The organism is Polaribacter sp. HL-MS24 (assembly GCF_032758595.1).
Classification (GTDB): domain Bacteria; phylum Bacteroidota; class Bacteroidia; order Flavobacteriales; family Flavobacteriaceae; genus Polaribacter.
This window is the reverse complement of the sequence record NZ_CP136415.1, coordinates 293658-318721: the sequence shown is the minus strand read 5'-3', so window position 1 is coordinate 318721 and position 25064 is coordinate 293658. Positions and strand designations below refer to the sequence as shown.

Below are 25064 nucleotides of genomic sequence, written 5' to 3'. Positions count from 1 at the left end.
ATGGTACAAGAGTTAAGTCAAGATAATTTAGCAGAAATAGTAGCGAGTAACAAAACCGTTATCGTGCAATACTCTGCAGGATGGTGTGGTAATTGTAGAATTATGAAGCCTAAGTTTAAGAAATTTTCTACGGAAAATGAAACGGCAACTTTTGTAATTGTAGATGCTGAGAAATTTCCAGAAAGCAGAAAATTAGCAGATGTAAGTAACCTACCAACTTTCGCAGCTTTTAAAGATGGAAAATTTGTTAGTCAGACACAAACCAATAAGGTTGATGTGTTGAAAGAATTTTTAACAGAAACCCTATAAGATGAAGTTACCCGTTATTAAACATTTGACTAATTTTATTGAAGAAAACGATCAAGACTACGTTTTAGAAACTATCGAAACTCTAGAAGCACTAACTGAAGTCCCATCTTTAAAAGATGAAGAATTAGATGTTATTGGCGAATTGATTTCTAATCTATACGGAGCCGTTGAAGTTGATAAAATGATCAAAGAGGGAATTCCTAAGAAAGAAGCGTTGAATGCTTTTATGAAACGTGTTTTAGGGGCGATTGATCAATAATTGTCCCCACATACAAATAAAAATCTCAAGTTAGAACTTGAGATTTTTTTTGTTTAACAACGGTTATACTTCCTGTTTTTTTTGCTCATTTACTTTTTTGATAAGCGCTTTTAATCGCTCTTTATGATACTGTTTTTCTAACTTCACCTTATTGACTTTTTGATGCATGAGCCGATTGTATTTTGCTTTGCTAACAGTGTTTTTTGCTTTTCCTTTTCCTTTTTTTGGCATCAAAAATAATTGTTGAATTTTATTCCTCGATGCTTAAATGAAACAAAGCATCCCCTTTATTGACAATTGGTGTTTTATTAATACAGAAAATATGAGCATCAAATGGTGCGTAAACTTTCTTTTTAAATTCTCCAAATGGGTCTTGAATGATTCCTAAAACTTCTTTTTTACGGACAAAAGATCCGTTTGTAATCATAATTTTAAACATTCCAGAATAGGATGCTCTTAACCATTTTGAATTTTTTATATAAATAGGTGTTTTTCGAACTGTAATTTCACCTTCAATAAGACCTAAATGGATCAATACGTTTTTGGTTCCATTGACACCTTCGTTGATGATTGAAGCATTGAGTTCTTTCGATTTCCCCCCTTCAAACACTAAAATGCTCTTCCCCATTTTACGTACAGTATCTCGTAAAGATTTTGATATATTGTTAGAATATACAATCATAGGGGGATTAAAAACCTTGGCAAGTTCTAGTCCTTTTTGGTCTTCTTTGCTACATCTAATTTGTGCAATATTATCACGTTCAGCACCCCCTGTATGAAAGTCGATGACATAATCTACGAATGGAGCTATTTCTTTGGTAAATTGATATGCAAATTGACTAGCTAATGAACCATTTAAAGAACCTGGAAACATTCTGTTTAAATCACGACCATCTGGAAATTCACGAGTTTGAAATAAATACCCAAAAATATTAAACACAGGGATGCAAATAATAGTCCCTGCAACTGGACTATTGATTTTTTGATTGATAATTTCACGAATAATTCCTACGCCATTCGTTTCATCTCCATGTATCCCTGCCAACAATAAGACAACTGGCCCTAGTTGATGGGAGCGTTCTATGATCACTGGAACTTTTACCGTTGTTCTGGTGTGTAATTTTGCAACTTCTAAGTCTAAAACGGTCCGCTTTCCTTCAGGAATTTGTTGTCCTAAAATGATAAATGGCTTACTCGACATGAATTTCTAAATATCTAATGATTTCTTTGGCAATGTCTTTTCCAGTTGCAGTTTCAATTCCTTCGAGACCCGGTGAAGAGTTTACTTCCAAGACCAATGGACCTTTAGATGATTGCAGCATATCTACTCCAGCAACTCCTAGACCTAGGGCTTTGGTTGCTTTTAAAGCTGTTTTTTCCTCCTCATCGGTCAGTTCTATAATGGAGGCATTTCCGCCGCGGTGAAGGTTAGAGCGAAATTCACCTTCTTTTCCTTGACGTTTCATTGCGCCAATTACTTTCCCGTCAACTACAAAAACTCGAATATCAGCACCTCCTGCTTCTTTAATAAATTCTTGAGCGATTACCCTTGCTCCTAGGCCATTAAAAGCTTCAAGAACGGAGGTTGCTGCATTTTTAGTTTCAGCTAAAACAACACCCAAACCTTGAGTCCCTTCCAATAACTTTAAAACCAAAGGCGCCCCTCCAACTGATTTTACAACATGCTCTACATCTTTGGTGTAGTTCGTGAAAACAGTTTTAGGTAAACCAACTCCGGCCCTTGCTAAAATTTGTAAACTACTCAATTTATCCCTGGAGCGAGTCAATGCTTGTGAAGAAACACAGGTAAAAACTTTCATCATTTCAAACTGACGAATTACTGCCGTACCGTAAAAAGTAACCGAAGCTCCGATTCTTGGTATGATTGCATCAATATTTTCTAAATATTCTCCTTTGTAATGAATTTTGGGAGATTTTCTTTCGATTTCGATATTGCATTTTAAATGGTCTACCACAATGATTTCATGCCCTCTTTTCTCTGCAGCTTCTACTAATCGCTTGGTAGAGTATAATTTTGGATTTCTTGATAAAATTACAATTCGCATTCTTTCTTATATTTTAATTTGTGTGATACATCCTTTTTTACTGGATCGATGATAAACTTTTTGTTTAAAAATTTTCTTCCCAGTAATATTGGAAATTTCATATCCGTTCTTTCTGCTAAAGTCAAATGAATCGGATAGTGCTGATTGAAAATAAAAATGCTAGTTTCTATCAAAAATCGTTTTTCTGTAATTCCGTTTGAACTTTTTACCAATTTTGAGGTATACTCTTTTGTTTTGATTTTTTGATGATCAAATAATGGATGCTCTGGATCGAGCAGGGTAAATTCTATCCAATGCTGTTGATTCTCAATAATTTCTTCAATTTCAGTACAATGGATTGAGGAAGTATATGCTCCTGAATCAATTTTGACATCGATATCATAAAGCGAGAATTCTGGAAAGTCAGCTTTGTCTGAACGTCCAATTGTAATTTTCATTTATAATTATTAATCTGGGTAAAATTACTGATTGTTATTGATTTATCTGTTTATTTTAAAAAAAAATATGAATTATAGTTTTGCGATCACTGCTTCCGCACAACGTTCTCCGTCCATAGCAGCAGAAACAATTCCTCCAGCATAGCCACCCCCTTCTCCACAAGGGAATAAACCTTCTATTTGGGTATGTTCTAAATTTTCTTTTCGTGGAATATTGATTGGTGAGGAAGTTCTTGATTCAACCCCGACAATATTAGCCTCATTGGTATAGTAGCCGTGCATTTTTTGCCCAAAACCAGCAAATCCTTTGCGCAAACGACTGCCAATTATTTTGGGTAAAAGTGAATGAAGTGGAGCTGAATTTAATCCCGGTTGATAGGAAGTTTCGTTCAAGTCGGTAGAGAATTTTCCATCGACAAAATCGACCAATCTTTGCGCCGGAGCTGTTTGAGTTCTTCCACCAGCAAAAAAGGCAATTTTTTCCAAATCTTTTTGAAATTCTAGTCCTTTCAAGGCGCCAAATGCTTCGTATTTTTTAAAATCTTTATCAATATCCAACTCGACGACTATTCCAGAATTGGCAAACTTATTATTTCTTCGTGATGGAGACATTCCGTTGACGACCACTTCGCCATTAGCTGTAGCTGCAGGAACGATAAAACCACCTGGACACATACAAAAAGAATAGACCCCTCGATTGTTTACTTGTTGCACCAAACTATAGGCAGCAGCAGGCAACAATTCATTTCGTTGTCCAGAACAATGATACTGAATTTGGTCAATAATCTCTTGGGGATGTTCAACACGAACCCCCATGGCAAAAGATTTGGCTTTTAAAGCAATATTTTTTTTGTGCAACAATTCATAAATATCTCTTGCGGAATGTCCTGTTGCTAAGATGACAGAATTTACAGTCATTTCTTGACCATTTTGAAGATGAATCGCTTGTAGTTTGTTGTTTTTGATGACGAAATCGGTTACCTGTGTTTCAAAATGAATTTCACCTCCAAACTTGAGAATGTTTTCGCGAATGTTTTGTATGATTTTTGGGAGCTTGTTAGTTCCAATATGTGGATGTGCATCGATTAAAATTTGTTCGGTAGCTCCATGAAAAACTAGGTTCTCAAAAATCCGTCTTACATCTCCTCGTTTTAAGGAACGTGTATAGAGTTTTCCGTCAGAATAGGTTCCTGCACCTCCTTCACCAAAACAATAATTAGAATTTTCATTTACGATATGATCCTGATTGATGGCTTTGATGTCTCGCCTGCGATTTTGCACATTTTTTCCACGTTCTAACACGATAGGTTTGTAACCTAATTCGATACAACGCAAAGCTGCATACATTCCTGCTGGACCAAAGCCTACAATGTGAATTTCTTTTGCATTGGAAACATCTTTATAGTCAAAAATATAATTTGATTTTTCTGGAACTTGCTCGTTGACGTAGACAGCAACTTTATAGTTAAAGATGATGTCTTTTTTGCGAGCGTCAATCGATTTACGCAAAATTTTTACCGCAAAAATTTCACTTTGATCCAAATCTAATTGATTTGCAGCTTTTGATAAAAGGATGTCCTCTTTCTGTTCTTCAATTAAATTTACACGGAGTTGAATCTCTTTTATCATGTGGCAAAAGTATGGAATTAAAAAGATTTAAAATGGAATAATTTTAGGAGGTTTTTGATTAAAGTGGTGCTTTATCTTGTTGGACCTCTTCGTCAAGAGACGTGTTTCGCCTACTTTGAATTTTCTATAGAATCTAAATTATTGAAATGGCATTTGATCATTCGATCATTTCCGAAGTGGTCTTTTTTTAGTTCAATGTTGGTAAACCCTTTTTGTGCTAACATTTTAATCGTTTCTTTTCCTAAATATTGATTGATTTCTAAAAAAAGTAGTCCATTTGGGGTGAGGTGTTTTGCTGCCAAGTCGGCAATCTTATTATAAAAAAGAAGTGGATCTTCATCAGTAACAAAGAGCGCTAAATGAGGTTCGTTTTCTAATACATTTTTTTTAATTTCAAATTTCTCTAACTCTCTCACATAGGGGGGGTTGGAGATAATTACATCAAATTTTTGAGCTAAATGATTTGTTTGTAAAATATTTGTTTCAATAAAATAAATGGCAACTTTATTGAGAATGGCATTCTGTTTTGCGACTGTTAGGGCTTCTTTAGAAATATCTAGGGCAAAAATGGTTGCATTCGGAAGGTGCTTTGCTAAAGAAATTGGGATGCAACCCGAACCTGTTCCAATGTCTATGATTTGCGTTTTTTTGGTTGGGGATATTACATTCAAGATCCATTCGACTAATTCTTCTGTTTCTGGTCTTGGAATTAAGGTATCGCTGTTGACCAAAAAAGGAAACCCATAAAATTCTGTTTTTCCAAGAATATATTGGATGGGAATTTCTTTTTGGAGAGCTTCCAAAGCATTTTTGAAAAAGGGAAGAATGTCTGATGAGAGCTCAAAATCTGGTTTTAAGACTAGGTCTATTCTTTGGAAATCAATATATTCTTCAATTAAGAAAAAAAAGAAGGTGTCAATTTCTGTCTGAGGATAGATTGCCGATAATTCTTGAGAGAAATAAGATTGATATTCTTTTAAAATCATAAATTTTTTAACATCCAAACGTTACAGGAATAATGCCCAGTATTTCCCATAGGCTTGTCTAAGTTTTGAAATCCATTTTTGGCATACAATGCTCTGGCAGCCTCCATATAGGGCATGGTTTCTAAATAGCAACTGTCATATCCCAAAGATTTTGCTTTTGCCAAACAGGTATGGATGAGTTTTGTTCCTATTCCTTTTCCTCTTGTGATGGGGAGAAAATACATTTTTTGAAGTTCGCATGTATTGCCTTCAAAATTATCTAATTGTGCAATGCCTGCACATCCTACGACTTTTTGTTGATATTCCACAACATAATAGGTTGATGTTTTCTTTTGAAAATGCTCAAACATTTCATCGGTTGCCTTATCTTCATAAGCTGTTCCTACTTTGGGGACGCCAAACTCAATTAATACCTCACGAATTACTTTCGCAACTTGTGCGTTGTCTTGAGGTTGAATTTCTCTAATGATAAAATCATCTGTTGTCATTTATTCTCTTATTTTTGCATAGCAAGGTATCAAATTTTTTAAAACAATTTTCATGAAAAAAGCAGTATATTTTTTGGTTTTATTTTTATTGATGAACAGCTGTTCTGTGTCAAAAAAACCAATATTTATGAAAGTAGATCAGGTGGAAATTGTATCAGCAACTTCTGACACCCTTCGCTTAAAAGCGGCAGCTTTTTTTAAAAATCCAAATACTATAGGAGGGACGATTTCTTCAGACGAAATACTCGTATTTATGAATGGAGAGCCAATAGGAACAGTTAGTGTAGCACCCTTTAAAGTTCCTGCTAAAGAAAAGTTTTTAGTTCCACTTTCTGCAGTGATTCCAACCAAAAGAATTTTGGAAAATAATACAAATGGTATCCTTGGCGGATTGATTAATTCCTTTTTAAAGAAGTCTATTCAAGTCCAGTTTAAAGGAAACTTAAAATACAAATTTTTTGGTTTTTCAACGACCTTTCCTGTAGATAAAATTACAGAAATCAAACTTTAATTTTTTTGAGTCAAGAATTCTACATACAACGATGCATCCAAATTGCGAAGAACGGATTGGGAACTACCGCTCCAAATCCCTCAGTTGGCGCGGTTATTGTATTTAAGGATAAAATTATTGGTGAGGGCTTTACTTCTGCTTACGGAGGTTCTCATGCAGAAGTGAACGCGATTGCTGCTGTCAAAGAAAAAAAACTTTTAAAGCAAGCTACGTTGTATGTTAGCTTAGAACCTTGTTCGCATTTTGGAAAAACTCCTCCTTGTGCCGATTTAATAGTGCAACATCAAATCCCGAAGGTGGTTATTGGCTGTGTAGATTCTAATAGTCTGGTTGCTGGAAAGGGTATTGCACGACTTCGAAAAGCTGGGATTCATGTAACTGTTGGAGTTCTGGAAGCAGCCTGTAAAGAGCATCACAAACGATTTTTTACAGTGCAGCTCAAAAAGAGACCTTATATTGTTTTGAAATGGGCAACAACTAAAGATGGTTACATTGCTCCTGAATCAAAAAAAATACAAAAACCAGTTTGGATTTCGAATTTGTTTTCACAACAACTTGCACACAAGATTCGTAGTTCCGAACAAGCAATTTTGGTTGGAACTGAAACTGTAATTGCTGATAATCCGACATTGAATATCCGAAATTGGGCTGGAGAGCATCCTGTTCGAATCGTTTTGGATAGAACGTTGAGAATTCCTGCAGATGCAACAGTATTTGATGGAGCGGTCAAAACTATTGTGATTACTGCAAACAAAACGGTTCCAAAAAACTCTCGGGAAAATATCATATACGAGTCGATTGAATTTCCTCCTTTGCAAGATGAAGAAAGTGATTTTGCTCAGACTATTTGTACCGTACTTCAGAAGCATTCAATTCAATCTGTGCTTATAGAAGGAGGGGGGCAAACCTTACAGACCTTTATCAATGCCAAGCTATGGGATGAGGCTTATGTCTTTGTTGGAGATCATGTTTTTGGAAGTGGAACAAAAGCCCCCATTTTTAATTCAAATATTGAGTCAGAAATTCGGATTCAAAACGACCTTTTAAAAAAATACAATAATGATTAAAAACATCATTTTTGACTTTGGCGATATCTTTATTAATTTAGACAAAGAAGCAACAGCCAAAGAACTTTTCGATCAAGGTGTAACCGTATTTTCTGAGGAAGAAATGGATCTGTGTCAACGATATGAAATGGGCTTGCTGTCAACTACAGGATTTCTTAATTTTTTTGAAAAGAAATTTCAAGTCCCTTCCTATAAGTTCATCAAAGCTTGGAATGCAATTCTGTTAGATTTTCCGATTCATCGGCTTCATTTCCTTCAAGAATTGTCAAAAAATCCAAATTACCGATTGTTTTTGTTGAGTAATACCAATGATTTGCATATTTCTTGGATTCAAGAAAATTGGGGAATGGCTCTTTACAATACCTTTAAACATTGTTTTGAACACTTTTATCTTTCTCATGAAATGAATATGAGAAAACCAAATTCAGATATTTATGAATATGTTTTAAAGGCGCATGATTTAATTCCTCAAGAAACCTTATTCATTGATGACACTAAAGAAAACACTCAGTCAGCGAGTCACTTAGGAATTCAGGTATGGAATCTGATTCCCGGCAAAGAAGAGGTTACACAATTATTCAGTCAAATACATTTTTTAAATTGATCTACTTACTTCTTAGTATCCTTTTTTCGACTGGTTTATTTGTGATTTTTAAATACTTTGGGACTTATAATATTGACGTTTTAAAAGCCATTTTTGTCAATTATCTTGTTGCATTTTCTATGGGTTTTTTATTGGCAGAACGAAAAATTCCTCTTGAAGAGGTCTATTTAGAACCTTGGTTTTTTGGAGCAATCATCTTAGGAGCTTTGTTTGTATCGATCTTTTTTGTAATGGCGATGACTGCTCAGAATAACGGAGTTTCCGTAGCTTCAATTGCGGGTAAGATGTCGGTTGTTGTCCCTGTTGTATTTGGAATTTGCCTGTACAATGAATCTGTTAGTTTTTTAAAAGTGATTGGGATTGTAACTGCTTTGGTGGCGGTGTATCTCTCGTCTGTAAAAGAACATTCAAGTGCAAAAAAAGGGAGTTTAATTTTTCCAATTTTACTATTTATCGGTTCTGGAGCTATCGATACACTCTTAAAGTATGTGCAAATTAACTACGTTGCAGAGGAAGATATTTCTATTTTTTCCGGAAGTTTGTTTGGGATTGCTGCACTTTTTGGATTTGTAATTCTGTTGCTAAAAGCGCTCAAAAAAAGAAGTTCTTTTGGAACGCGAAACATTGTAGCTGGAATTGTTTTAGGAGTTCCCAATTATTTTTCGATTCTCTTTTTAATCAAAGCCTTGCAAAATAAAAATTTCGAAAGTTCAACCTTGTTTACTATAAATAACGTGGCCATCGTAATAGTGTCTACCTTAGTCGGATTGTTTTTGTTTAAAGAAAATTTTAGTTTGAAAAATAAAATTGGAATTGCCTTGGCGGTTGTAGGAATAGTATTGGTAACCATTGCATAAATGAAGGAAGACGCTTATAAAACAATTGATCAGCCCTCTGATGAAGCTCTCTTTAAAGAAAAGGGAAGTAAGTTTTTTGGATATGCTTTTCCTGTTTTATCAGAAGAGGATGTAAAAGACTGTCTCGAGGTTATAAGAAAGAAACACCACGCTGCACGTCATTTTTGTTACGCCTATCAAATAGGTATCGAAGACGTTTACTATCGTGTAAATGATGACGGTGAACCCAATAATTCTGCTGGCTTACCGATCTATGGACAAATTCAATCTTTTGAGGTTACCAATATTTTAATTGTTTCTGTCCGTTATTTTGGTGGAACAAAACTAGGGGTTGGAGGCCTAATTTCTGCCTATAAAACATCAGCAAAACTCGCTTTAGAGGCTTCAAACATTCTTGAGAAAACAATCAATGTTCAATTTCAATTAATTTTTGGATATGATAGGTTGAACAAAGTCATGCGAATTGTTAAAGAGAACAACATCTCAATTACAACACAAACCTTGGAACTCGATTGTCGCTATGGTATTTCTGTTCGAAAGAATGATGCCGAATCAATTTTCCAAATTTTTAAAAAATTGTATAAAGTTGAAATACAAGTGGTGGAATAATTTGTATGAACCTAAAGGTCAATTTTATTCAATACATATTCTGGACAGGGCATTGGTTTCTTTGTTTTCATATTCATAAAAGCCAAAACAGAATTTCCAGTACAAATTAATTCATTTTCTTGGTTTTTTATTTCATAATAAAATTCTATTTTTACCATGGGTTTTTTTTTGATAAAAGTGTGTATTGTCAATACATCGTCATAAAGTGCCGATTTGATAAAATTACACTGCAATGAAACAACAGGAAGCATTGTTCCATTTGTTTCCATGTTTTTATAGGTAACCCCTAATGAGCGAAGCCATTCTGTTCTTCCGATTTCGAAAAATTGTGCGTAATTTCCATGATATACAACGCCCATTTGGTCAGTTTCAGAATAGCGAACTCTAATTTTTGTAGTATGTTTTTTCAAAAAAGTATAGTTTAAATAATTTCAGATAGTGTACGTAAAAAAAAGTTAGTAATCAATAGCAAATTGATTTTTTTATACTGAATTTTATTCACACTTTTGTAGTATTAAAAATAGATTAAGGCTATCCCCTAAAAATCAAGTATTAACCTAATAAAATCCATTACCCTAGAATGACATTAACTGCTGACTCCGTTTGGACTGAATGCTTGTCTTTTATCAAAGACAATATTAAGCCTCAAGCATACAAAACTTGGTTTGAACCCATCAAGCCAGTTAAATTATCAGGAGAAGCATTGACCATTCAGGTTCCTAGTAAGTTTTTTTACGAGTGGCTAGAAGAGCATTATATAAAACTTTTAAGAGTTGCCCTAGTAAGACAATTAGGAAATGAAGCTAAATTGGTCTACGACGTTCGGATGGAGAATACCTATAGCAGCAATAGACCTCAGATTGTAAAGATACCTAGTTCGAATAGAGATCCCTTAAAACCTCAAAAAATGACCATGCCAATAGAGGCTGGTAAAAGAGAATTAAGGAATCCGTTTATCATTCCAGGATTGCAAAAGGTTAAAATTGAATCTCAATTAAATCCTAATTACAATTTCAATAATTTTATCGAAGGAGATTCGAACAGGTTGGCTCGTTCAGCAGGAATGGCAGTAGCCAACAAGCCAGGAGGAACTTCTTTTAATCCATTGTTAATTTATGGTGGAGTTGGATTAGGGAAAACCCATTTAGCCCATGCAATTGGTGTTGATATCAAAGATAAATATCCAGACAAAACAGTTTTATATATTTCTTCTGAAAAATTCACTCAACAATTTATTGACTCTGTAAAATCAAATACAAGAAACGATTTTATTCATTTTTATCAAATGATTGACGTTTTATTGATTGACGATGTACAGTTTTTATCTGGAAAGACAGGGACGCAAGATGTGTTTTTCCATATATTCAATCATTTACATCAAAATGGAAAGCAAGTAATTCTAACTTCCGACAAAGCACCTGTAGATATGCAAGACATAGAGCAGCGTTTGTTATCCCGTTTTAAATGGGGATTGTCTGCAGAATTGCAATCACCTGATTATGAAACTAGAGTTTCTATTTTACAAAACAAACTCTTTAGAGATGGCGTTGAAATGCCAGAAGAAATTGTTGAATATATCGCAAAGAATATTAAATCCAACGTTAGAGAATTAGAGGGTGTCATTATTTCGATGATTGCACAAGCATCTTTTAACAGAAGAGAATTTTCTGTGGAATTGGCAAAGCAGATCGTAGATAAGTTTGTCAAAAACACCAAGAAAGAAGTTTCAATCGACTACATCCAGAAAGAAGTCTCTAAATATTTTGATATGGATGTGGCTACCTTACAATCCAAAACTAGAAAACGTCATATAGTTCAAGCAAGGCAACTCGCTATGTTCTTTGCAAAAAGATTGACCAAAACCTCACTAGCAAGCATCGGAAATCAAATTGGTCAACGAGATCATGCTACTGTTTTACATGCATGTAAAACGGTTGATAACTTAACAGAAACTGACAAGCAGTTTAAAAAATACGTTGACGACTTAACGAAGAAATTGACTTTCTAATCCTCTTTCTTATGAAAAAAATACTCATGGTCTGCTTGGGAAACATTTGTCGTTCTCCTTTGGCGGAAGGTATTTTACAATCCAAAGTACATTCCGAAAAAATAGTTGTAGATTCTGCTGGAACTGCTGCCTACCATATTGGCAACACACCCGATGAACGCTCAATAGCAGTAGCCAAAAAATATGGAATCGATATTTCAAGCCAAAAGGCTAGAAAATTTTGTATCAGTGATTTTGAAGATTTTGACACCATCTATGCGATGGACGAAAGTAATTATCAAAATATCTTATCTTTATGCAGTAATCCACAAGATGTAGCTAAGGTAAAAATGATTTTAAATGAAATCAATCCCAAAGCAAACCAAAGTGTTCCAGATCCCTATTATGGAGGAGATGAAGGTTTTGAAAATGTGTTTAAAATGTTAGACCAAGCCTGTACAATAATCGCAGAAAATTTATAAAATGATCGGAAAATTATATTTAATTCCCACAACTTTAGGAGATACAGAGCCATTAGAAGTAATGCCTATTTCTGTTAAAAAAGTTGTAGAGCAACTCGATTATTTTATTGTAGAAAATGAAAAATCAGCCAGAAGGTTTATCAAAAAAATTGCACCCAAAAAACCGCAAGATTCCTTAAAATTAATGTCTTTGGATAAGTATGCTGAAGAAATTGAGACCCAGGCCTACTTAGATGAATGTAAAAATGGGATCTCTATTGGATTGCTTTCTGAAGCAGGAGTTCCAGCGGTGGCCGATCCAGGAGCAACAATTGTCAACTTAGCGCACGAAAAAGGAATTCAGGTAGTTCCACTAGTAGGCCCTTCTTCTATCTTGATGGCGATGATGAGTTCTGGAATGAATGGACAAAATTTTGCGTTTAATGGTTATTTACCAATTGACAAAGGGGAACGAAAAAAAGCGATCAAGGATCTTGAAAAGCTTTCTAGTGATAAAAATCAATCTCAAATTTTTATTGAAACTCCCTATCGAAATGAGAAAATGTTTGCAGATTTAAAAGCTGCATTAACTCCTACAACAAATTTGTGTATCGCAGCAGACATTACCCTTCCTACAGAGTTTATCAAAACCCTAGCGGTCAAGGACTGGAAATACCAACACCCCGATTTGCATAAAAAGCCGGCTATCTTTATCATTCATAAATAAGACTTTTTTTATTGGAGTGGATTCTGATAAATTTTTAACAAAGGCAATTTTTTAGCTATTGTGGCCTACACACTTGCTTTTCTATTGGCTTTAATTTTTGAGACATCATATCCAGCAAACTTTTTTAAATAGGATTGAATTGTAGATCCATAGCCATCTGAAAAACAGATTTTACCATGGCTTCGTAAATATTTTTTTACATTTCCAGCACCACCCAAATGCGCAGCAGCCAATATTCCTGATTCTGTAATTTTAATACCCTGTATTGTTTTTCCAACTGAACGGTTGATGTCCTTTCTCAGAATCCACTTATTCACAGCACAATAGGCGGCAAATGCTTTTTCTTGTAGTACGGGATTCTCTAAAAATTCGCGAGTATTGTAAATTTTAAACCTTTTTAAAGTTTCTTTTCCGAATTGATATTTTCCTAAATACCCTAAGGTATTTACTGCATTGTATTTTCCTTGTGATTCTTTAAAAGCGACTGCCTCTTTAAAACCAACAAAGTTTCTTGGGAGATATGGGACTTCTAACGAGCTGTTTTTTGGGAAATTATTTTTTGGATTCCTATTTTTTACCCTATCAATTGAAGTAGCGTAGAAACCAATAAATACAAATAGGGGTATGAATAGTAACTTATTGATATTTAAGATTCTTTCTGTTTGGCCTTGCAAATTTATGATTTAATTTCAGCACACTGATTATTAATATGTTAAAATTCAATAAAAATAAAAAAAATCAATTTCTTCCTTTTTTATTTAAATGCTAAGATGTCGCAAAAATTCCGTGAACTAGGTTGTAAGAATGAGGTTTTTCCATTTAAATCAAAATTATCACCCAACTAGATTTATTTTATGGGTGGGTTCTTTTATGGATGAGAAATGTTTTCTGAAAGTAAGAACTTACCTATTGACTCCATTTTGATTCATCCAACGATGATATTTTGCGGCATTTCGATTGTGTTGTGTCAGTGTCTTTGCAAATGTGTGAAATCCTGGCTTCTCGGTATTTGCACACATATAAAAATACTTGTGTTTTGCTGGATTCAACACGGCATCAATGGCAGATCTATCAGGCATGGCTATTAAATTAGGAGGCAAGCCTCTATTTTTATAGGTGTTGAAAGGAGATTTAATTTCCAGATCTGTTGTTAAGACTCTTTTCACAACAAAGTCTTGGCCTTTTATTTCACGAATGCAGTAAATGATTGTAGGATCTGCTTGTAAGGGCCACCCTTTTTGAAGTCGATTTAAATACAATCCTGCTACAATCGGTCTTTCAGAGATTTGGGCAGTTTCTTTTTGAACAATAGAAGCTAAGGTAATTACATCTTTTTGGGTCAAGTTCAATTTTTGGGCTTTTTCCAAACGATGTGTATTCCAAAAACGATGGTATTCTTGGAGCATCCTATCTCTAAAGTTTTCAGGGGAAGTAGTCCAATAAAATTCATATCGATTTGGCACGAAAATTCCTAACACTGTTTTTTTATTCAAATGATGCTTTTCAAGAAATGTTTTGTTTGTGATTGCTTGTATGATTTGTGTTGAATCTGCTTCTATTTGTTCTGATATTCTTTTGGCAAATTTTTCTAAGGTGTCTTGATTGTTAAAGGTCACTTTTACAGGGGTTTGGTTTCCACTTCTTAAAAGGTCTACAAGATCGTTGTTAGACATTCCTTTTCTCAAGAGATATCTACCTGGTTTTGGATTGGTAAATTTCTTCTGCTTGGCAACCCAATCAAAGCTTTCCCCATTTTCTAAAAATGAGGAAATGTTCTTTTTTAATTCGTCCATAGTATCAGTTGACTTGATATACAAGTCTCCAGTCAAAACTACATTTTCTGAAAATATTCGCTTGTAAAAGCTGATGAAAACGATTCCGCTAATTACAACCAATGTTGCAATCGTAATGAACACTATTTTTTTATTCATGGATCAATTGAAATAAGAGTTCGTTTTTAAATTTTCCTTCAGAGAAAATCCAATCTTTTTTTCTCCCATTTTTATAAACCCATTTTTTGTGAATAACGAGTTGCTTTTGAAATTGTCAACAGTAATATTTGCATATAATTGATGCAGTTGTAGGTGTTTAAAAGCATAGGAGATGATTATTTTTAAGGCTTCGGATGCAAATCCCTTATTTTGAAAGTCAGGATGAATTAAAATTCCAACCCCTGCTCTTTGGTGTTGAGGATTAAAATCGAATAAATCGATCATTCCAACCTGTATTTTGGTGGTGTTTTCTTCAATGATCAAGCGCAATTGTTTGGCTTCATAAATGTCTAAATGAGCATTTTCTAAATACTGCTTGAGAAGGTATTTTGAAAAAGGAACTTGGGTATGGCTTACTTCCCAAAAGCGTTCATTATTTTCTATTTTGTACAGAAAATCTAGATCTTCAGGCTCTAGGGCTCTTAAACATATTTTTATTCCAGATAAATTCATTTTATTGTAAGCTTTTTGAGTCAATTAGATTCTATTATCATAAAACCTCAAGGGTTCCTTGAAAAACAAATTCTGCAGGACCTCTTAAAAAAACATTGGTATATTTCCCTTCATATTCTTCAAAAGAAACTTGCAAATCACCACCCAAAACAGGTAAAGAAATTAGTGTGTCCATTGTTTTTTTAGTTGCATGCATCGCAATTGCAACAGCAGTAACGCCAGTTCCACAGGCTAGTGTTTCATCTTCAACCCCTTTCTCATAGGTTCTTACTTTAAAGGTATGGGGATCTATTTGTTCAACAAAATTGACGTTTGCACCTTAGTTCAGGATATGAATATCTGATTTCTCTTCCTTTCTGAAGTATTGGGTAACTTCCTAAATTTTGAACCAGTTCTACATGATGTTGGGTTCCAGTGTAGGTATATACCGAGTTTTTTTTAATTTCAATTTCACTCACATCTATCATTTGCAAAGAAATATTATCAGAATCAATTTTTGCATGATGAGCACCGTCAAAAGCTATAAAGTGAGTTTGATTGTCAATAAGCTCTAATTTTTTCGCAAAAGCTACAGCACATCTTCCTCCATTCCCACAGAATGTTTCACTTCCATCAGCATTAAAATAAATCATTCTAAAATCAAACTCAGCGTCATTTTCAATTAAAATAATTCCATCAGCACCCACTCCAAAATGTCTGTCACAGATCTTTGAAATAGCGCCAATATTTTCTTTTGGAAAGATTTGAGATCTGTTATCAATCATAACAAAATCATTCCCTGTCCCTTGGTATTTGAAAAAAGTAATCTTCATGAGGACAAATATAGGGATTTCAATTACAAAAAAGAGATGTTAAAATGGGGTTAAAGTCCGTTAAAACGAAGTTAAACAGATTTTTTAAACAGGTTAAAATTCTATATTTGATTTTGCAATTTAAAATAAATTAAGATGAGGAAATTTTTTAGTTTTTTAAGTATTGCTATCTTAGGAGGGGCAATTACTTTGGGAGGTTATAAAATGTTTGTAGAAAAAAAGGGAGTAATACAACAAAGTGCCTCGATTCCACTCCCTATCATCAATTCACATTTTAATCCTACCCCAACGAATACTGTCGATAATGCAAATGCTATCGATTTTACTCTAGCTGCAGAAAATTCAGTACATTCCGTTGTACACGTTAAAAACACAGCGATTAGAACACAGTCAAGTCCCATCGATTTGTTTTTTGGAAACCGAAATGGACAACGTCAGTTTGAACAAGTTGGTACAGGAAGTGGTGTAATTATTTCATCCGACGGATACATCATTACCAATAATCATGTAATAGATCATGCATCTGATATAGAAATCACTTTAAATAACAAACAGCGATATAAAGCAGCATTGATAGGAACTGATCCCGCAAACGATATCGCCTTATTGAAAATTGATGCTGGGGTTGATTTGCCTTACATCCCTTTTGCCGATTCGGATCGTGTAAAAATAGGAGAGTGGGTTTTAGCTGTTGGAAATCCTTATAATTTAACGTCCACGGTTACTGCAGGTATTGTAAGTGCCAAAGGAAGAGATTTGGAAGGGAATTCATCCATCGACTCATTTATTCAAACTGATGCTGCGGTGAATCCAGGAAATAGTGGAGGTGCCTTAGTCAATACTCGAGGAGAATTGGTGGGAATCAACACTGCAATTAGTTCTCGAACGGGTTCTTTTATAGGCTATTCATTTGCGGTTCCATCAAATATTGCAAAAAAAGTAGTGGACGATCTTTTGGAATTTGGTACGGTACAAGAAGCAGTTTTAGGAATTCGAATTGACAATTCAGAGAACGATATTGATGGAGTGAAAATTGCAGATTTAACGGATGAAAGTGGCGCACAAAAAGCAGGGTTACAAGCGGGTGATATTATCGTAAAAGTCAATGAAGTAAAGATTTCTAAATTCTCGGAACTTCGAGGACAGCTTACGGCTAAAAGACCTTATGATTTTGTGGTTGTTACTGTTGATCGAGATGGTGATTTGTTGACTAAAAAAGTAATATTGACCAAGAGGATCAAACTAATTTTCGCAAAAACTTTTGGTTGGCAATTGCAAAATTTAAGTCAGGAAGAACTAAAAAAATTAGATCTTACAAATGGAGTAAAGATTGTGGAGACCAAAGATCCTGATAATGATTTGTCTGGTTTTATCATTACAACAATCAACAATAAAAAAGTGACAAATGCAGAAGAAACTGCTGCATTAATTGATCAATTATCTAGTTTCCGATTTTCAAATAGTATAATAGAATTGGTCAATTTAGATGGAGAAAAAGAACGATTTCGTTTTTAATTGGAGTGAGTTATAGATGTTTTTAAAAATCCTGATTTTCATCAGGATTTTTTTTAGTTTAAATAGTGTACGCAATCGATTTCGTTTTTCAAAAAAAAGAAATACTTTTGCGGAAAATTTATTCAAATATATTGCAATGTCAACAAAAGTAAATTACGAAAAAGAAGTTTTAGTCCAGGCTCAAAACAGAAGAGCAACAGTCGAGTTTATCAATATTGTAAATAGATTATGGTATGAGAAAGCCATTGAGTTGGTGCTTTTTAGAAATCCTTTAATAGACAAAAGAGCTGGTGAAGTCTTACATTTAATCAACTATGCAAAAGCCTTTGTAAGTAAGCCAATAACCATCATTGATGCATTAGAAATTGCCAAAGCGATAGAGGAGCTTCCTTTGCCTGCATCAAAATTAGACATAGGTAAATTGGCCTACGAGTTTTATTTACACCCAAAAAATACAAGTGACAAAGTAGCTTTTGTAAAACATCAATTACGGAATGCTCAGAAGGGCGAAAACTTAGCGTCTAAAGATGTCGTCCTATACGGCTTTGGAAGAATTGGGCGTCTTTTAGCTCGTGAATTACTAACCAAAATGGGGAAGGGGTCTCAATTAAGACTGAGAGCAATTGTAGTTCGTGGAGCGATCAACGCAGCTGTTTTAGAAAAAAGAGCTTCTTTGCTACGAATTGATTCAGTACATAGAGATTTTATAGGAACTGTAGAGATTGATCCAGAAAATAATGCATTGATTATCAATGGAACAACCGTGTTTCTGATTTCTGCAAATAAACCTGATGAGATTGATTATACCCAATATGGGATTGACAATGCATTAATCATAGACAATACGGGTGCTTTTAGAGATCGTGAGGATTTACAGCGACATTTGGCTTCAAAGGGAGCAAGTAAAATACTGATTACTGCACCTGCAAAAGGAGTTCCCAATATTGTGTATGGGGTCAATCATTTAAAATATCATCCTGATAGGGTGTCCATTTTCTCAGCCGCCTCTTGCACTACCAACGCAATTACCCCTATATTAAAAGTATTGGAAGAAAATTTTGGAATTAAAAAAGGACATCTAGAAACCATTCATGCCTATACAAATGACCAAAATTTAGTTGATAATATGCATTCTAAATATCGAAGAGGGAGATCTGCTGCATTAAACATGGTGATTACTGAAACTGGCGCAGGCAAAGCTGTTGCAAAAGCGATTCCTATTTTAGAGGGGAAACTGACTTCAAATGCAATCAGGGTTCCAATTCCCAATGGTTCTCTTGCAATTTTAAGCCTGCAGCTCAATTCAGAAGTCACTTCTGAAACACTCAATTCAATTATCAAACAAGCAGCTTTAGAAGGTCCTTTGGTAGAGCAGATTAAATATTCCATTGACAACGAGTTGGTCTCTTCAGACATCATCGGTTCAACTGCACCAGCTATTTTTGATAGTAAAGCAACCATTACCGATGCCGAAACCATTGTTCTATATGTTTGGTATGACAACGAATATGGATATTCGCATCAAGTAATGCGTTTGGCAAAATTCATTGCGAAGGTCAGAAGATATACTTATTATTAGTAGCTATTTCCAGCGTACTATGAATTTTTCAATCAGAGTCTAAGAGGAGAATCCTTTGCAATAATGTTTAAAAATTCATTTAGTTTTCTCTATTTTTATCAAAAATTATTTTTAGAGAATTAACTTTTTAGTGTTCATGACAACTCAACAAAAAATAGAACAACTACGCGACGAATTGCGCCAGTACAATCACAATTATTATGTCTTAGACAGTGCAACAATTTCAGACTATGATTTTGACATCAAGCTGAAAGAATTGGAAAAGTTAGAAGAAGCGAATCCTCAGTTTTTTGATGTAAATTCTCCTACTCAAAGAGTCGGTGGAGGAATTACTAAAAATTTCGAAACCCTTGTCCATAAGAATAGAATGTATTCATTAGACAATTCCTACTCAAAAGAAGATTTATTAGATTGGGAAAAAAGAGTGCAAAAAGTGTTAGGAACCGATGATGTAGCTTTTACTTGTGAATTAAAATATGATGGAGCCTCTATCAATTTAACATACGAGAACGGACGATTTGTCAAAGCTGTTACTCGTGGTGATGGTTTTCAAGGAGATAATGTAACGGCGAATATCAAAACGATTCGTTCGATTCCCTTAAAGCCCTTAGGAGATTTTGTCTCAAATTTTGAAATGCGTGGAGAAATTGTGTTGCCCTTAGACGGTTTTCAAAAGATGAATGAAGAGCGGATTGCCAACGGTGAAGAAGAATATAAAAACCCAAGAAATACGGCTAGTGGGAGTTTGAAATTACAAGACAGTGCCGAGGTGGCAAAACGACCCTTGGATTGTTTGCTGTACCAAGTGGTTACTGAAGAAAGAAAGTATCAAACACATTTTGAAAGTTTAGAACACGCAAGGAAAGTTGGTTTTAAAGTACCCAATACCATGGCGCTCGTATCCTCTATTGATGCTGTTTTCGATTTTGTCAATCACTGGGACTTAGCACGTCATCAATTGCCTTATGAAACAGATGGAGTTGTTATAAAAGTAAATAATCTACAACAACAAGAAGAGCTGGGGTATACCGCAAAAGCACCCAGATGGGCTATTGCTTATAAGTTTAAAGCTGAGCAAGTGTCTACACTCTTGCATGAAATTACGTATCAAGTTGGGAGAACAGGGGCCATTACTCCAGTAGCAAATTTAGAACCTGTGCAACTTGCAGGAACTACGGTAAAAAGGGCTTCACTTCACAATGCAGATCAAATAGAAAAGCTAGATATTCGAGTTGATGACACTGTTTATGTTGAAAAAGGAGGAGAGATTATTCCTAAAATCATTGCAGTCGATTTGTCAAAACGTCCTTTAAACTCACAACCTACCATTTATGCAACCCATTGCCCTGAATGTTCTACAGTGTTGGTAAGGAATCCTGGAGATGCAAAGCATTATTGCCCAAACGAGTTTGGATGTGCTCCGCAAATTACTGGGAGAATACAGCATTTTATTTCAAGAAAAGCCATGGATATTGATGGTTTGGGAGGTGAAACGGTTGACTTATTGCGAAAAGAAAACTTGATTTCCAATTATGCAGATTTGTATGATTTAAGAGTCGAACAAGTCATTCCTTTGGAAAGAATGGCAGAGAAATCTGCAAAAAATATGATTGCTGGGATTGAAAAATCAAAAGAAATTCCTTTTGAAAAGGTGCTATTTGCACTCGGTATTCGCTTTGTTGGTGAAACTGTTGCTAAGAAATTAGCAAAACACTTTAAATCCATCGATGCTTTATTTGCAGCAGATTTTGAAACTCTGATTCGTGTTGATGAAATTGGAGATCGAATTGCACAAAGTATTCTAGATTTTTCAAATAATTTGAATAATCTACAGTTGATTGATCGCTTGAAATCGCATGGAGTTCAATTGGAACTCTCTGCAGAAAATTTAGAAAATCAAACAGAAAAATTACAAGGTAAAACTTTTGTAGTTTCGGGTGTTTTTCATCAGTTATCCAGAAATGAACTTAAAAAAGCTATTGAAGACAATGGAGGGAAAGTAAGTTCGTCTATTTCTAAAAAAACAGATCATATAGTAGCAGGGGATCATATGGGGCCAAGTAAATTGGCAAAAGCGGAAGAATTAGGAGTTTCTATAATTTCTGAGCAAGATTTTATAGCTCTCATTTCTTAAGGTGCTGTAAACATTCATAGTGAGCCCTTTAAGGTTTTGAAAACTTCAAAGGGCTTTTTGAAAAGGTATGTCATTAAATTTTATATCAGAATCGTTGTCCCTTTGGCTGTTTTGGTATTGTCTTCATCAAAATAGAAATCGACACGACCGAGGTTAATTCCGAAGGCTCCCACTTGATTGACGAGCATATTTTGGTCAATACTGTTTTTTACGAGGGTTGGTTTTGGTAAAAAAGTATGGGTGTGTCCCCCAATAATCAAATCAATATCTTGGGTCACTTTTGCCAAGTTTAAATCTGAAATAATGCTCGGATTATTTTTGTAAAAATAACCCAAGTGAGAAAGACAAATAACCAAATCACACTGTTCTTCCTCCTTTAAAATTCGACTCATATCTTGAGAAATTTCGACAGGATCAAGATACTTGGTTTCCTTGTACATTTTTGGATCTACTAAGGATTCTAACTTAATTCCTAATCCAAAAACGCCTATTTTGATATCGTCTTTTACAATAATTTTATATGGCTTTACATGGCTATCTAATACCGTATTTTTGAAATCATAATTGGCTGAGACAAAATCGAAATTGGCATTGGGTAGCTGTTTATAGAGCCCTTCAATCGAATTGTCAAAATCGTGGTTTCCAATGGTTGCGACATCATACCGCAGCATACTCATTAGTTTGAATTCTAGGGCTCCTCCAAAATAATTGAAATACGGAGTTCCTTGAAAAATATCACCAGCATCGAGCAATAAGGTATTGGTATTTTCTTTGCGAATGCTTTCAACCAAGGTTGCTCTTCTCGCAAATCCGCCTTTGTTGGCGTGTTTGTAGTGTGAAGCTTCAAAAGGCTCAATTCTACTGTGCGTATCATTGGTGTGTAAAATGGTGATGTGTTTTTGTTTTTTGCTAAAACTAGGCAAGTTAAGCCCTGAAGAGGTAAGGATAGCAGCTGCAGCCGTTTGGTATAAAAAATTTCTTCTGTCCATTTTAGTTGAGTTGTATGCGCTTATCTAGGGCTGTTCTTAGAGTATCTTGACTTTTGAATTCGTCTACAATCGCATGGCGCATTTTATACCCGGTCTTAAAAATCGAGATAGGATTCTTAAAGAAATTCATTCCATCGCCTCCGCTTTGCAAATAATCAGAAGTCAATACAAAGTACTTTTTTGTGATATCAAACTTTTGTGAGTTGATTCTTAATTCATAGGTATCATTTTGAAAAATCTTTAGCTCAATATTTTTAGAAAGGGGATGAGCTTTGTTGTTTCTGATAAAATAATCAATTAAGTCGGCAATTTTTTTTCCAGAAAGTTCAACAACTACGAGACTATTTTCAAAAGGCATTAATTCAAATGGATTTTTATTGGTAACCACTCCCTTTGAAATTCCAGCTCTTATACCGTCATAATTGAACATGGAAAAATCGATGTTTTGATTGGTTTTTTTATTAAAAATGGCGTTCGCCCTTTTGACGCATAGGTCAGCTAATAAATTTCCCAGCGAACTCTGCAACTTCCCATCCTGTCTATTGATGTCTTTTGGCGCATAGGAGATGACAGTATTAATTTCTGAAATCATTTTGCTTTTGTAGGGAGCAATGAGTGCTGTATAGGCTTCTTTTTCCTCAAGAGATGCATCAATTTCTACAGTTTTTGCAGTAATTTTAGTGACTGTCTTTGGAGTTTTTTTACACCCAGTAAATGTCCATAGGAAGAAGATGAGAAGAAGTGCTTTTTTCATGAAATTTATAAGCTCTTTTTAATTAAATTTGTTACAGCTAATTTAAGCTATTATCAATTAAGTATATGATTTTTTCTAAAATTAAAGAACACTTTTTACGGAAAGCCCTATCCCAGTCGGCAGATACGAACAAAAGCATTGTGCCCAGTCAAACGATAATTAGGATTGGAATTTTAACCTTAGAGGAGTTGAATGCTACTTTTGATTTTAAAGAAAGAATAAAAAAGGTATTTCCAAAAACCAGGAGTATCAATCTGTATGGTTACAGAACCTTTAAAAAATCAGATGAAAAGTCGTTCTATTTTTTTTCTGAAAATGATTTTGATTGGAAAGGGAAAATCAAAGACTCCAGCCTACAAAGTTTTGTTGAAGCGCCTTTCGATTTATTGATTTGTTATTTTGATACCAACAATATTTATCTAGAAAGCCTTGTCAAGCAATCCCAAGCCAGTTTTAAAATTGGTTTCTCGAAGGTGAATCAATCCTTATTCGATTTAGAAATTTCAGAAAGTATTGAAAAGGTAGATAATTTTAACGCGGAGGTGAAAAAATACCTTCAAATATTAGGGAGTAAGGCCTCATAAGAATTCAACAAAATAAAATATTCTGTATAAAAATGCTATTTAGAAATTTAGATGGCATTTAGCGATAAATATTTCAATATTTTTGCAATCGAAACAAACCTTAGAAATACAATGCAAAAATTCGTAGGAACAGGTGTTGCTCTTGTGACCCCCTTTAAAGCAGATAAAAGTGTAGACTTTGAAGCTCTCACTCAGTTAGTTGAATTCAATATAAACAATGGAGTCAATTACCTTGTAATTAATGGTACCACAGGAGAAAGTGCAACCATTACTGATCAAGAAAAGTTAGAAGTCATTGCTGTTATCGTAAAGGCCAATAATGGGCGATTGCCATTAGTTCTAGGAGTAGGAGGAAACAATACCACCAACGTAGTAGAAGAATTGCATACCAGAGATTTTTCTAATATTGATGCAATTTTATCTGTAGCACCCTACTATAGCAAACCAACTCAAGAAGGTTTCTATCAGCATTTTAAAGCAATTGCAGAAGCTTCTCCATTGCCTATTATTTTGTATAATGTTCCAGGAAGGACTGCAAAAAACATGTCTGCTGAAACTACTTTGCGTTTGGCCAATGATTTTGAAAATATTGTGGCAATCAAAGAAGCAGGAAACAATACCCAACAATATTTGGAATTGATCAAAAATAAACCTTCTGATTTTTTAATCATTTCAGGGGATGACGATTTGGCTTTGGCAATCACTTTAGCAGGCGGATCAGGGGTGATTTCTGTAATAGGTCAAGCCTTTCCGAAAGCCTTTTCTAAGATGATTCAGTTGGGGTTAGCAGGAAAAAATAAAGAGGCTTATCAAATTCATTTTCAATTGATGGATGTGGTCGACTATATTTTTGAAGAAAACAATCCTGCTGGAATTAAAGCTGTATTGCAAGAATTAAAAATCACTTCCAATGAAGTCCGTTTACCTTTGGTAAAAGCAAGTGAGGAACTTCAAACTAAAATTGCTAAATTTGTATCAGAATTTTAAGTAAGAATCTGTTTTAGGTCTGCTGGAAACAGCTCCAAACTATTGGTTTTACTAAAGAATTCCAAAAAAAAACTTTTGGGAAGTACTTACATTTCCTTTTTAAGATCAATTGTGATGATAATTGTTATCTTAAAAGACGATTTTCAAAGGAATGTAGACGGCTAAAAGTGTAGATTAACAAAGTTTTAGCACCTTTTTTGACTTATATGTGACGTTTTTTATGCAATATTGCAAGCTACATTGAAGAGTGTAAAAAATCGTTTCATTAA

At 34.6% G+C, this 25064-nt stretch carries 27 protein-coding genes and 2 pseudogenes; 15 read left to right on the top strand and 14 right to left on the bottom strand.

Going from position 1 to position 25064, the window contains the following annotated elements; all coding sequences use genetic code 11:
- Positions 1–309, top strand: coding sequence for a thioredoxin family protein (locus tag RRF69_RS01515; protein ID WP_316940236.1), 309 nt, complete (start codon positions 1–3; stop codon positions 307–309).
- A 1-nt stretch (position 310) separates the two neighbouring features.
- A complete protein-coding gene (locus RRF69_RS01510) occupies positions 311–568 on the top strand; it encodes a DUF6952 family protein (RefSeq protein ID WP_316940234.1) in 258 nt (85 codons plus the stop codon).
- 63 nt (positions 569–631) lie between these two features.
- Here the strand turns inward: RRF69_RS01510 and RRF69_RS01505 are convergent, their stop codons facing one another.
- The 7 genes from RRF69_RS01505 to RRF69_RS01475 form a co-directional block, all read right to left on the bottom strand.
- A complete protein-coding gene (locus RRF69_RS01505) occupies positions 632–799 on the bottom strand; it encodes a hypothetical protein (protein ID WP_316940233.1) in 168 nt (55 codons plus the stop codon).
- Positions 800–818: 19 nt separating this feature from the next.
- Entirely contained in the window at positions 819–1769 is a 951-nt protein-coding gene (locus RRF69_RS01500) for a succinylglutamate desuccinylase/aspartoacylase family protein (protein ID WP_316940232.1), read from the bottom strand.
- Positions 1759–2634 carry a 30S ribosomal protein S6--L-glutamate ligase gene (gene rimK / locus RRF69_RS01495; protein WP_316940231.1) on the bottom strand — a complete coding sequence of 292 codons (876 nt, stop codon included), beginning with the start codon at positions 2632–2634 and terminating at the stop codon, positions 1759–1761. The genes RRF69_RS01500 and rimK overlap by 11 nt, the downstream gene beginning before the upstream one ends.
- On the bottom strand, positions 2622–3071 hold the full coding sequence (locus tag RRF69_RS01490) for an ATP-dependent zinc protease (protein ID WP_316940230.1): 450 nt from the start codon (positions 3069–3071) through the stop codon (positions 2622–2624). Before RRF69_RS01490 ends, rimK begins: the two co-directional genes overlap by 13 nt.
- 72 nt (positions 3072–3143) lie before the next feature.
- A complete protein-coding gene (locus RRF69_RS01485; protein ID WP_316940229.1) occupies positions 3144–4700 on the bottom strand; it encodes an NAD(P)/FAD-dependent oxidoreductase in 1557 nt (518 codons plus the stop codon).
- A 110-nt stretch (positions 4701–4810) separates the two neighbouring features.
- Positions 4811–5686 carry a peptide chain release factor N(5)-glutamine methyltransferase gene (prmC, locus tag RRF69_RS01480; protein WP_316940227.1) on the bottom strand — a complete coding sequence of 292 codons (876 nt, stop codon included), beginning with the start codon at positions 5684–5686 and terminating at the stop codon, positions 4811–4813.
- Positions 5683–6174 carry a GNAT family N-acetyltransferase gene (locus RRF69_RS01475; RefSeq protein ID WP_316940226.1) on the bottom strand — a complete coding sequence of 164 codons (492 nt, stop codon included), beginning with the start codon at positions 6172–6174 and terminating at the stop codon, positions 5683–5685. The genes prmC and RRF69_RS01475 overlap by 4 nt, the downstream gene beginning before the upstream one ends.
- A 52-nt stretch (positions 6175–6226) precedes the next feature.
- On the opposite strand from RRF69_RS01475, the gene RRF69_RS01470 reads away from it, so the two are divergent.
- From RRF69_RS01470 to RRF69_RS01450, 5 genes are read left to right on the top strand one after another with little or no spacing between them, the layout of a single operon-like run.
- The gene (locus tag RRF69_RS01470) at positions 6227–6685 is read left to right on the top strand and encodes an LEA type 2 family protein (protein ID WP_316940225.1); all 459 of its coding nucleotides are present in this window, start codon (positions 6227–6229) and stop codon (positions 6683–6685) included.
- 5 nt (positions 6686–6690) lie between these two features.
- A complete protein-coding gene (gene ribD / locus RRF69_RS01465; protein WP_316940224.1) occupies positions 6691–7752 on the top strand; it encodes a bifunctional diaminohydroxyphosphoribosylaminopyrimidine deaminase/5-amino-6-(5-phosphoribosylamino)uracil reductase RibD in 1062 nt (353 codons plus the stop codon).
- Positions 7745–8356, top strand: a complete 612-nt coding sequence (locus RRF69_RS01460; RefSeq protein ID WP_316940223.1) for an HAD-IA family hydrolase — start codon at positions 7745–7747, stop codon at positions 8354–8356. Before ribD ends, RRF69_RS01460 begins: the two co-directional genes overlap by 8 nt.
- On the top strand, positions 8353–9213 hold the full coding sequence (locus RRF69_RS01455; RefSeq protein ID WP_316940222.1) for an EamA family transporter: 861 nt from the start codon (positions 8353–8355) through the stop codon (positions 9211–9213). The genes RRF69_RS01460 and RRF69_RS01455 overlap by 4 nt, the downstream gene beginning before the upstream one ends.
- On the top strand, positions 9214–9822 hold the full coding sequence (locus RRF69_RS01450; RefSeq protein ID WP_316940221.1) for a YigZ family protein: 609 nt from the start codon (positions 9214–9216) through the stop codon (positions 9820–9822).
- Between the two features lie 11 nt (positions 9823–9833).
- Here RRF69_RS01450 and RRF69_RS01445 read toward each other — a convergent pair whose 3' ends face one another.
- Entirely contained in the window at positions 9834–10232 is a 399-nt protein-coding gene (locus tag RRF69_RS01445) for a thioesterase family protein (protein WP_316940220.1), read from the bottom strand.
- Positions 10233–10402: 170 nt separating this feature from the next.
- Between RRF69_RS01445 and dnaA the strand changes: the two genes are divergently transcribed.
- From dnaA to RRF69_RS01430, 3 genes are read left to right on the top strand one after another with little or no spacing between them, the layout of a single operon-like run.
- Complete coding sequence (gene dnaA, locus RRF69_RS01440; RefSeq protein ID WP_316940219.1) at positions 10403–11830, top strand: chromosomal replication initiator protein DnaA; 1428 nt, start codon at positions 10403–10405, stop codon at positions 11828–11830.
- Between the two features lie 11 nt (positions 11831–11841).
- Positions 11842–12291 carry a low molecular weight protein-tyrosine-phosphatase gene (locus tag RRF69_RS01435; RefSeq protein ID WP_316940218.1) on the top strand — a complete coding sequence of 150 codons (450 nt, stop codon included), beginning with the start codon at positions 11842–11844 and terminating at the stop codon, positions 12289–12291.
- Position 12292: 1 nt separating this feature from the next.
- On the top strand, positions 12293–12997 hold the full coding sequence (locus RRF69_RS01430; RefSeq protein WP_316940217.1) for an SAM-dependent methyltransferase: 705 nt from the start codon (positions 12293–12295) through the stop codon (positions 12995–12997).
- A gap of 65 nt (positions 12998–13062) precedes the next feature.
- Here RRF69_RS01430 and RRF69_RS01425 read toward each other — a convergent pair whose 3' ends face one another.
- The 4 genes and pseudogenes from RRF69_RS01425 to dapF form a co-directional block, all read right to left on the bottom strand.
- Positions 13063–13584: a peptidoglycan-binding protein LysM gene (locus RRF69_RS01425; RefSeq protein WP_410479472.1), complete on the bottom strand. Its 522-nt coding sequence runs from the start codon at positions 13582–13584 to the stop codon at positions 13063–13065.
- 315 nt (positions 13585–13899) lie between these two features.
- The gene (gene mltG / locus RRF69_RS01420; RefSeq protein WP_316940215.1) at positions 13900–14928 is read right to left on the bottom strand and encodes an endolytic transglycosylase MltG; all 1029 of its coding nucleotides are present in this window, start codon (positions 14926–14928) and stop codon (positions 13900–13902) included.
- Positions 14921–15441 (bottom strand): annotated as a pseudogene (locus tag RRF69_RS01415) (GNAT family N-acetyltransferase). The gene mltG and the pseudogene RRF69_RS01415 overlap by 8 nt, the downstream one beginning before the upstream one ends.
- A gap of 37 nt (positions 15442–15478) precedes the next feature.
- Positions 15479–16253: pseudogene (gene dapF, locus RRF69_RS01410) on the bottom strand (diaminopimelate epimerase).
- A gap of 135 nt (positions 16254–16388) precedes the next feature.
- On the opposite strand from dapF, the gene RRF69_RS01405 reads away from it, so the two are divergent.
- The 3 genes from RRF69_RS01405 (at position 16389) to ligA (ending at position 21481) form a co-directional block, all read left to right on the top strand.
- The gene (locus tag RRF69_RS01405) at positions 16389–17768 is read left to right on the top strand and encodes a trypsin-like peptidase domain-containing protein (protein ID WP_316940213.1); all 1380 of its coding nucleotides are present in this window, start codon (positions 16389–16391) and stop codon (positions 17766–17768) included.
- A 136-nt stretch (positions 17769–17904) separates the two neighbouring features.
- On the top strand, positions 17905–19347 hold the full coding sequence (locus RRF69_RS01400) for a glyceraldehyde-3-phosphate dehydrogenase (RefSeq protein ID WP_316940212.1): 1443 nt from the start codon (positions 17905–17907) through the stop codon (positions 19345–19347).
- 136 nt (positions 19348–19483) lie between these two features.
- Positions 19484–21481, top strand: coding sequence for an NAD-dependent DNA ligase LigA (gene ligA, locus RRF69_RS01395; RefSeq protein WP_316940211.1), 1998 nt, complete (start codon positions 19484–19486; stop codon positions 21479–21481).
- Positions 21482–21561: 80 nt separating this feature from the next.
- Here the strand turns inward: ligA and RRF69_RS01390 are convergent, their stop codons facing one another.
- A complete protein-coding gene (locus RRF69_RS01390; protein ID WP_316940210.1) occupies positions 21562–22470 on the bottom strand; it encodes a metallophosphatase in 909 nt (302 codons plus the stop codon).
- A 1-nt stretch (position 22471) separates the two neighbouring features.
- Positions 22472–23224, bottom strand: a complete 753-nt coding sequence (locus RRF69_RS01385) for a 5'-nucleotidase (protein ID WP_316940209.1) — start codon at positions 23222–23224, stop codon at positions 22472–22474.
- A gap of 65 nt (positions 23225–23289) precedes the next feature.
- Between RRF69_RS01385 and RRF69_RS01380 the strand changes: the two genes are divergently transcribed.
- Together RRF69_RS01380 and dapA are read left to right on the top strand one after the other, a co-directional pair.
- Positions 23290–23808, top strand: coding sequence for a DUF6913 domain-containing protein (locus RRF69_RS01380; RefSeq protein WP_316940208.1), 519 nt, complete (start codon positions 23290–23292; stop codon positions 23806–23808).
- 111 nt (positions 23809–23919) lie between these two features.
- On the top strand, positions 23920–24795 hold the full coding sequence (dapA, locus tag RRF69_RS01375) for a 4-hydroxy-tetrahydrodipicolinate synthase (RefSeq protein WP_316940207.1): 876 nt from the start codon (positions 23920–23922) through the stop codon (positions 24793–24795).
- Positions 24796–25064 lie beyond the last annotated feature (269 nt).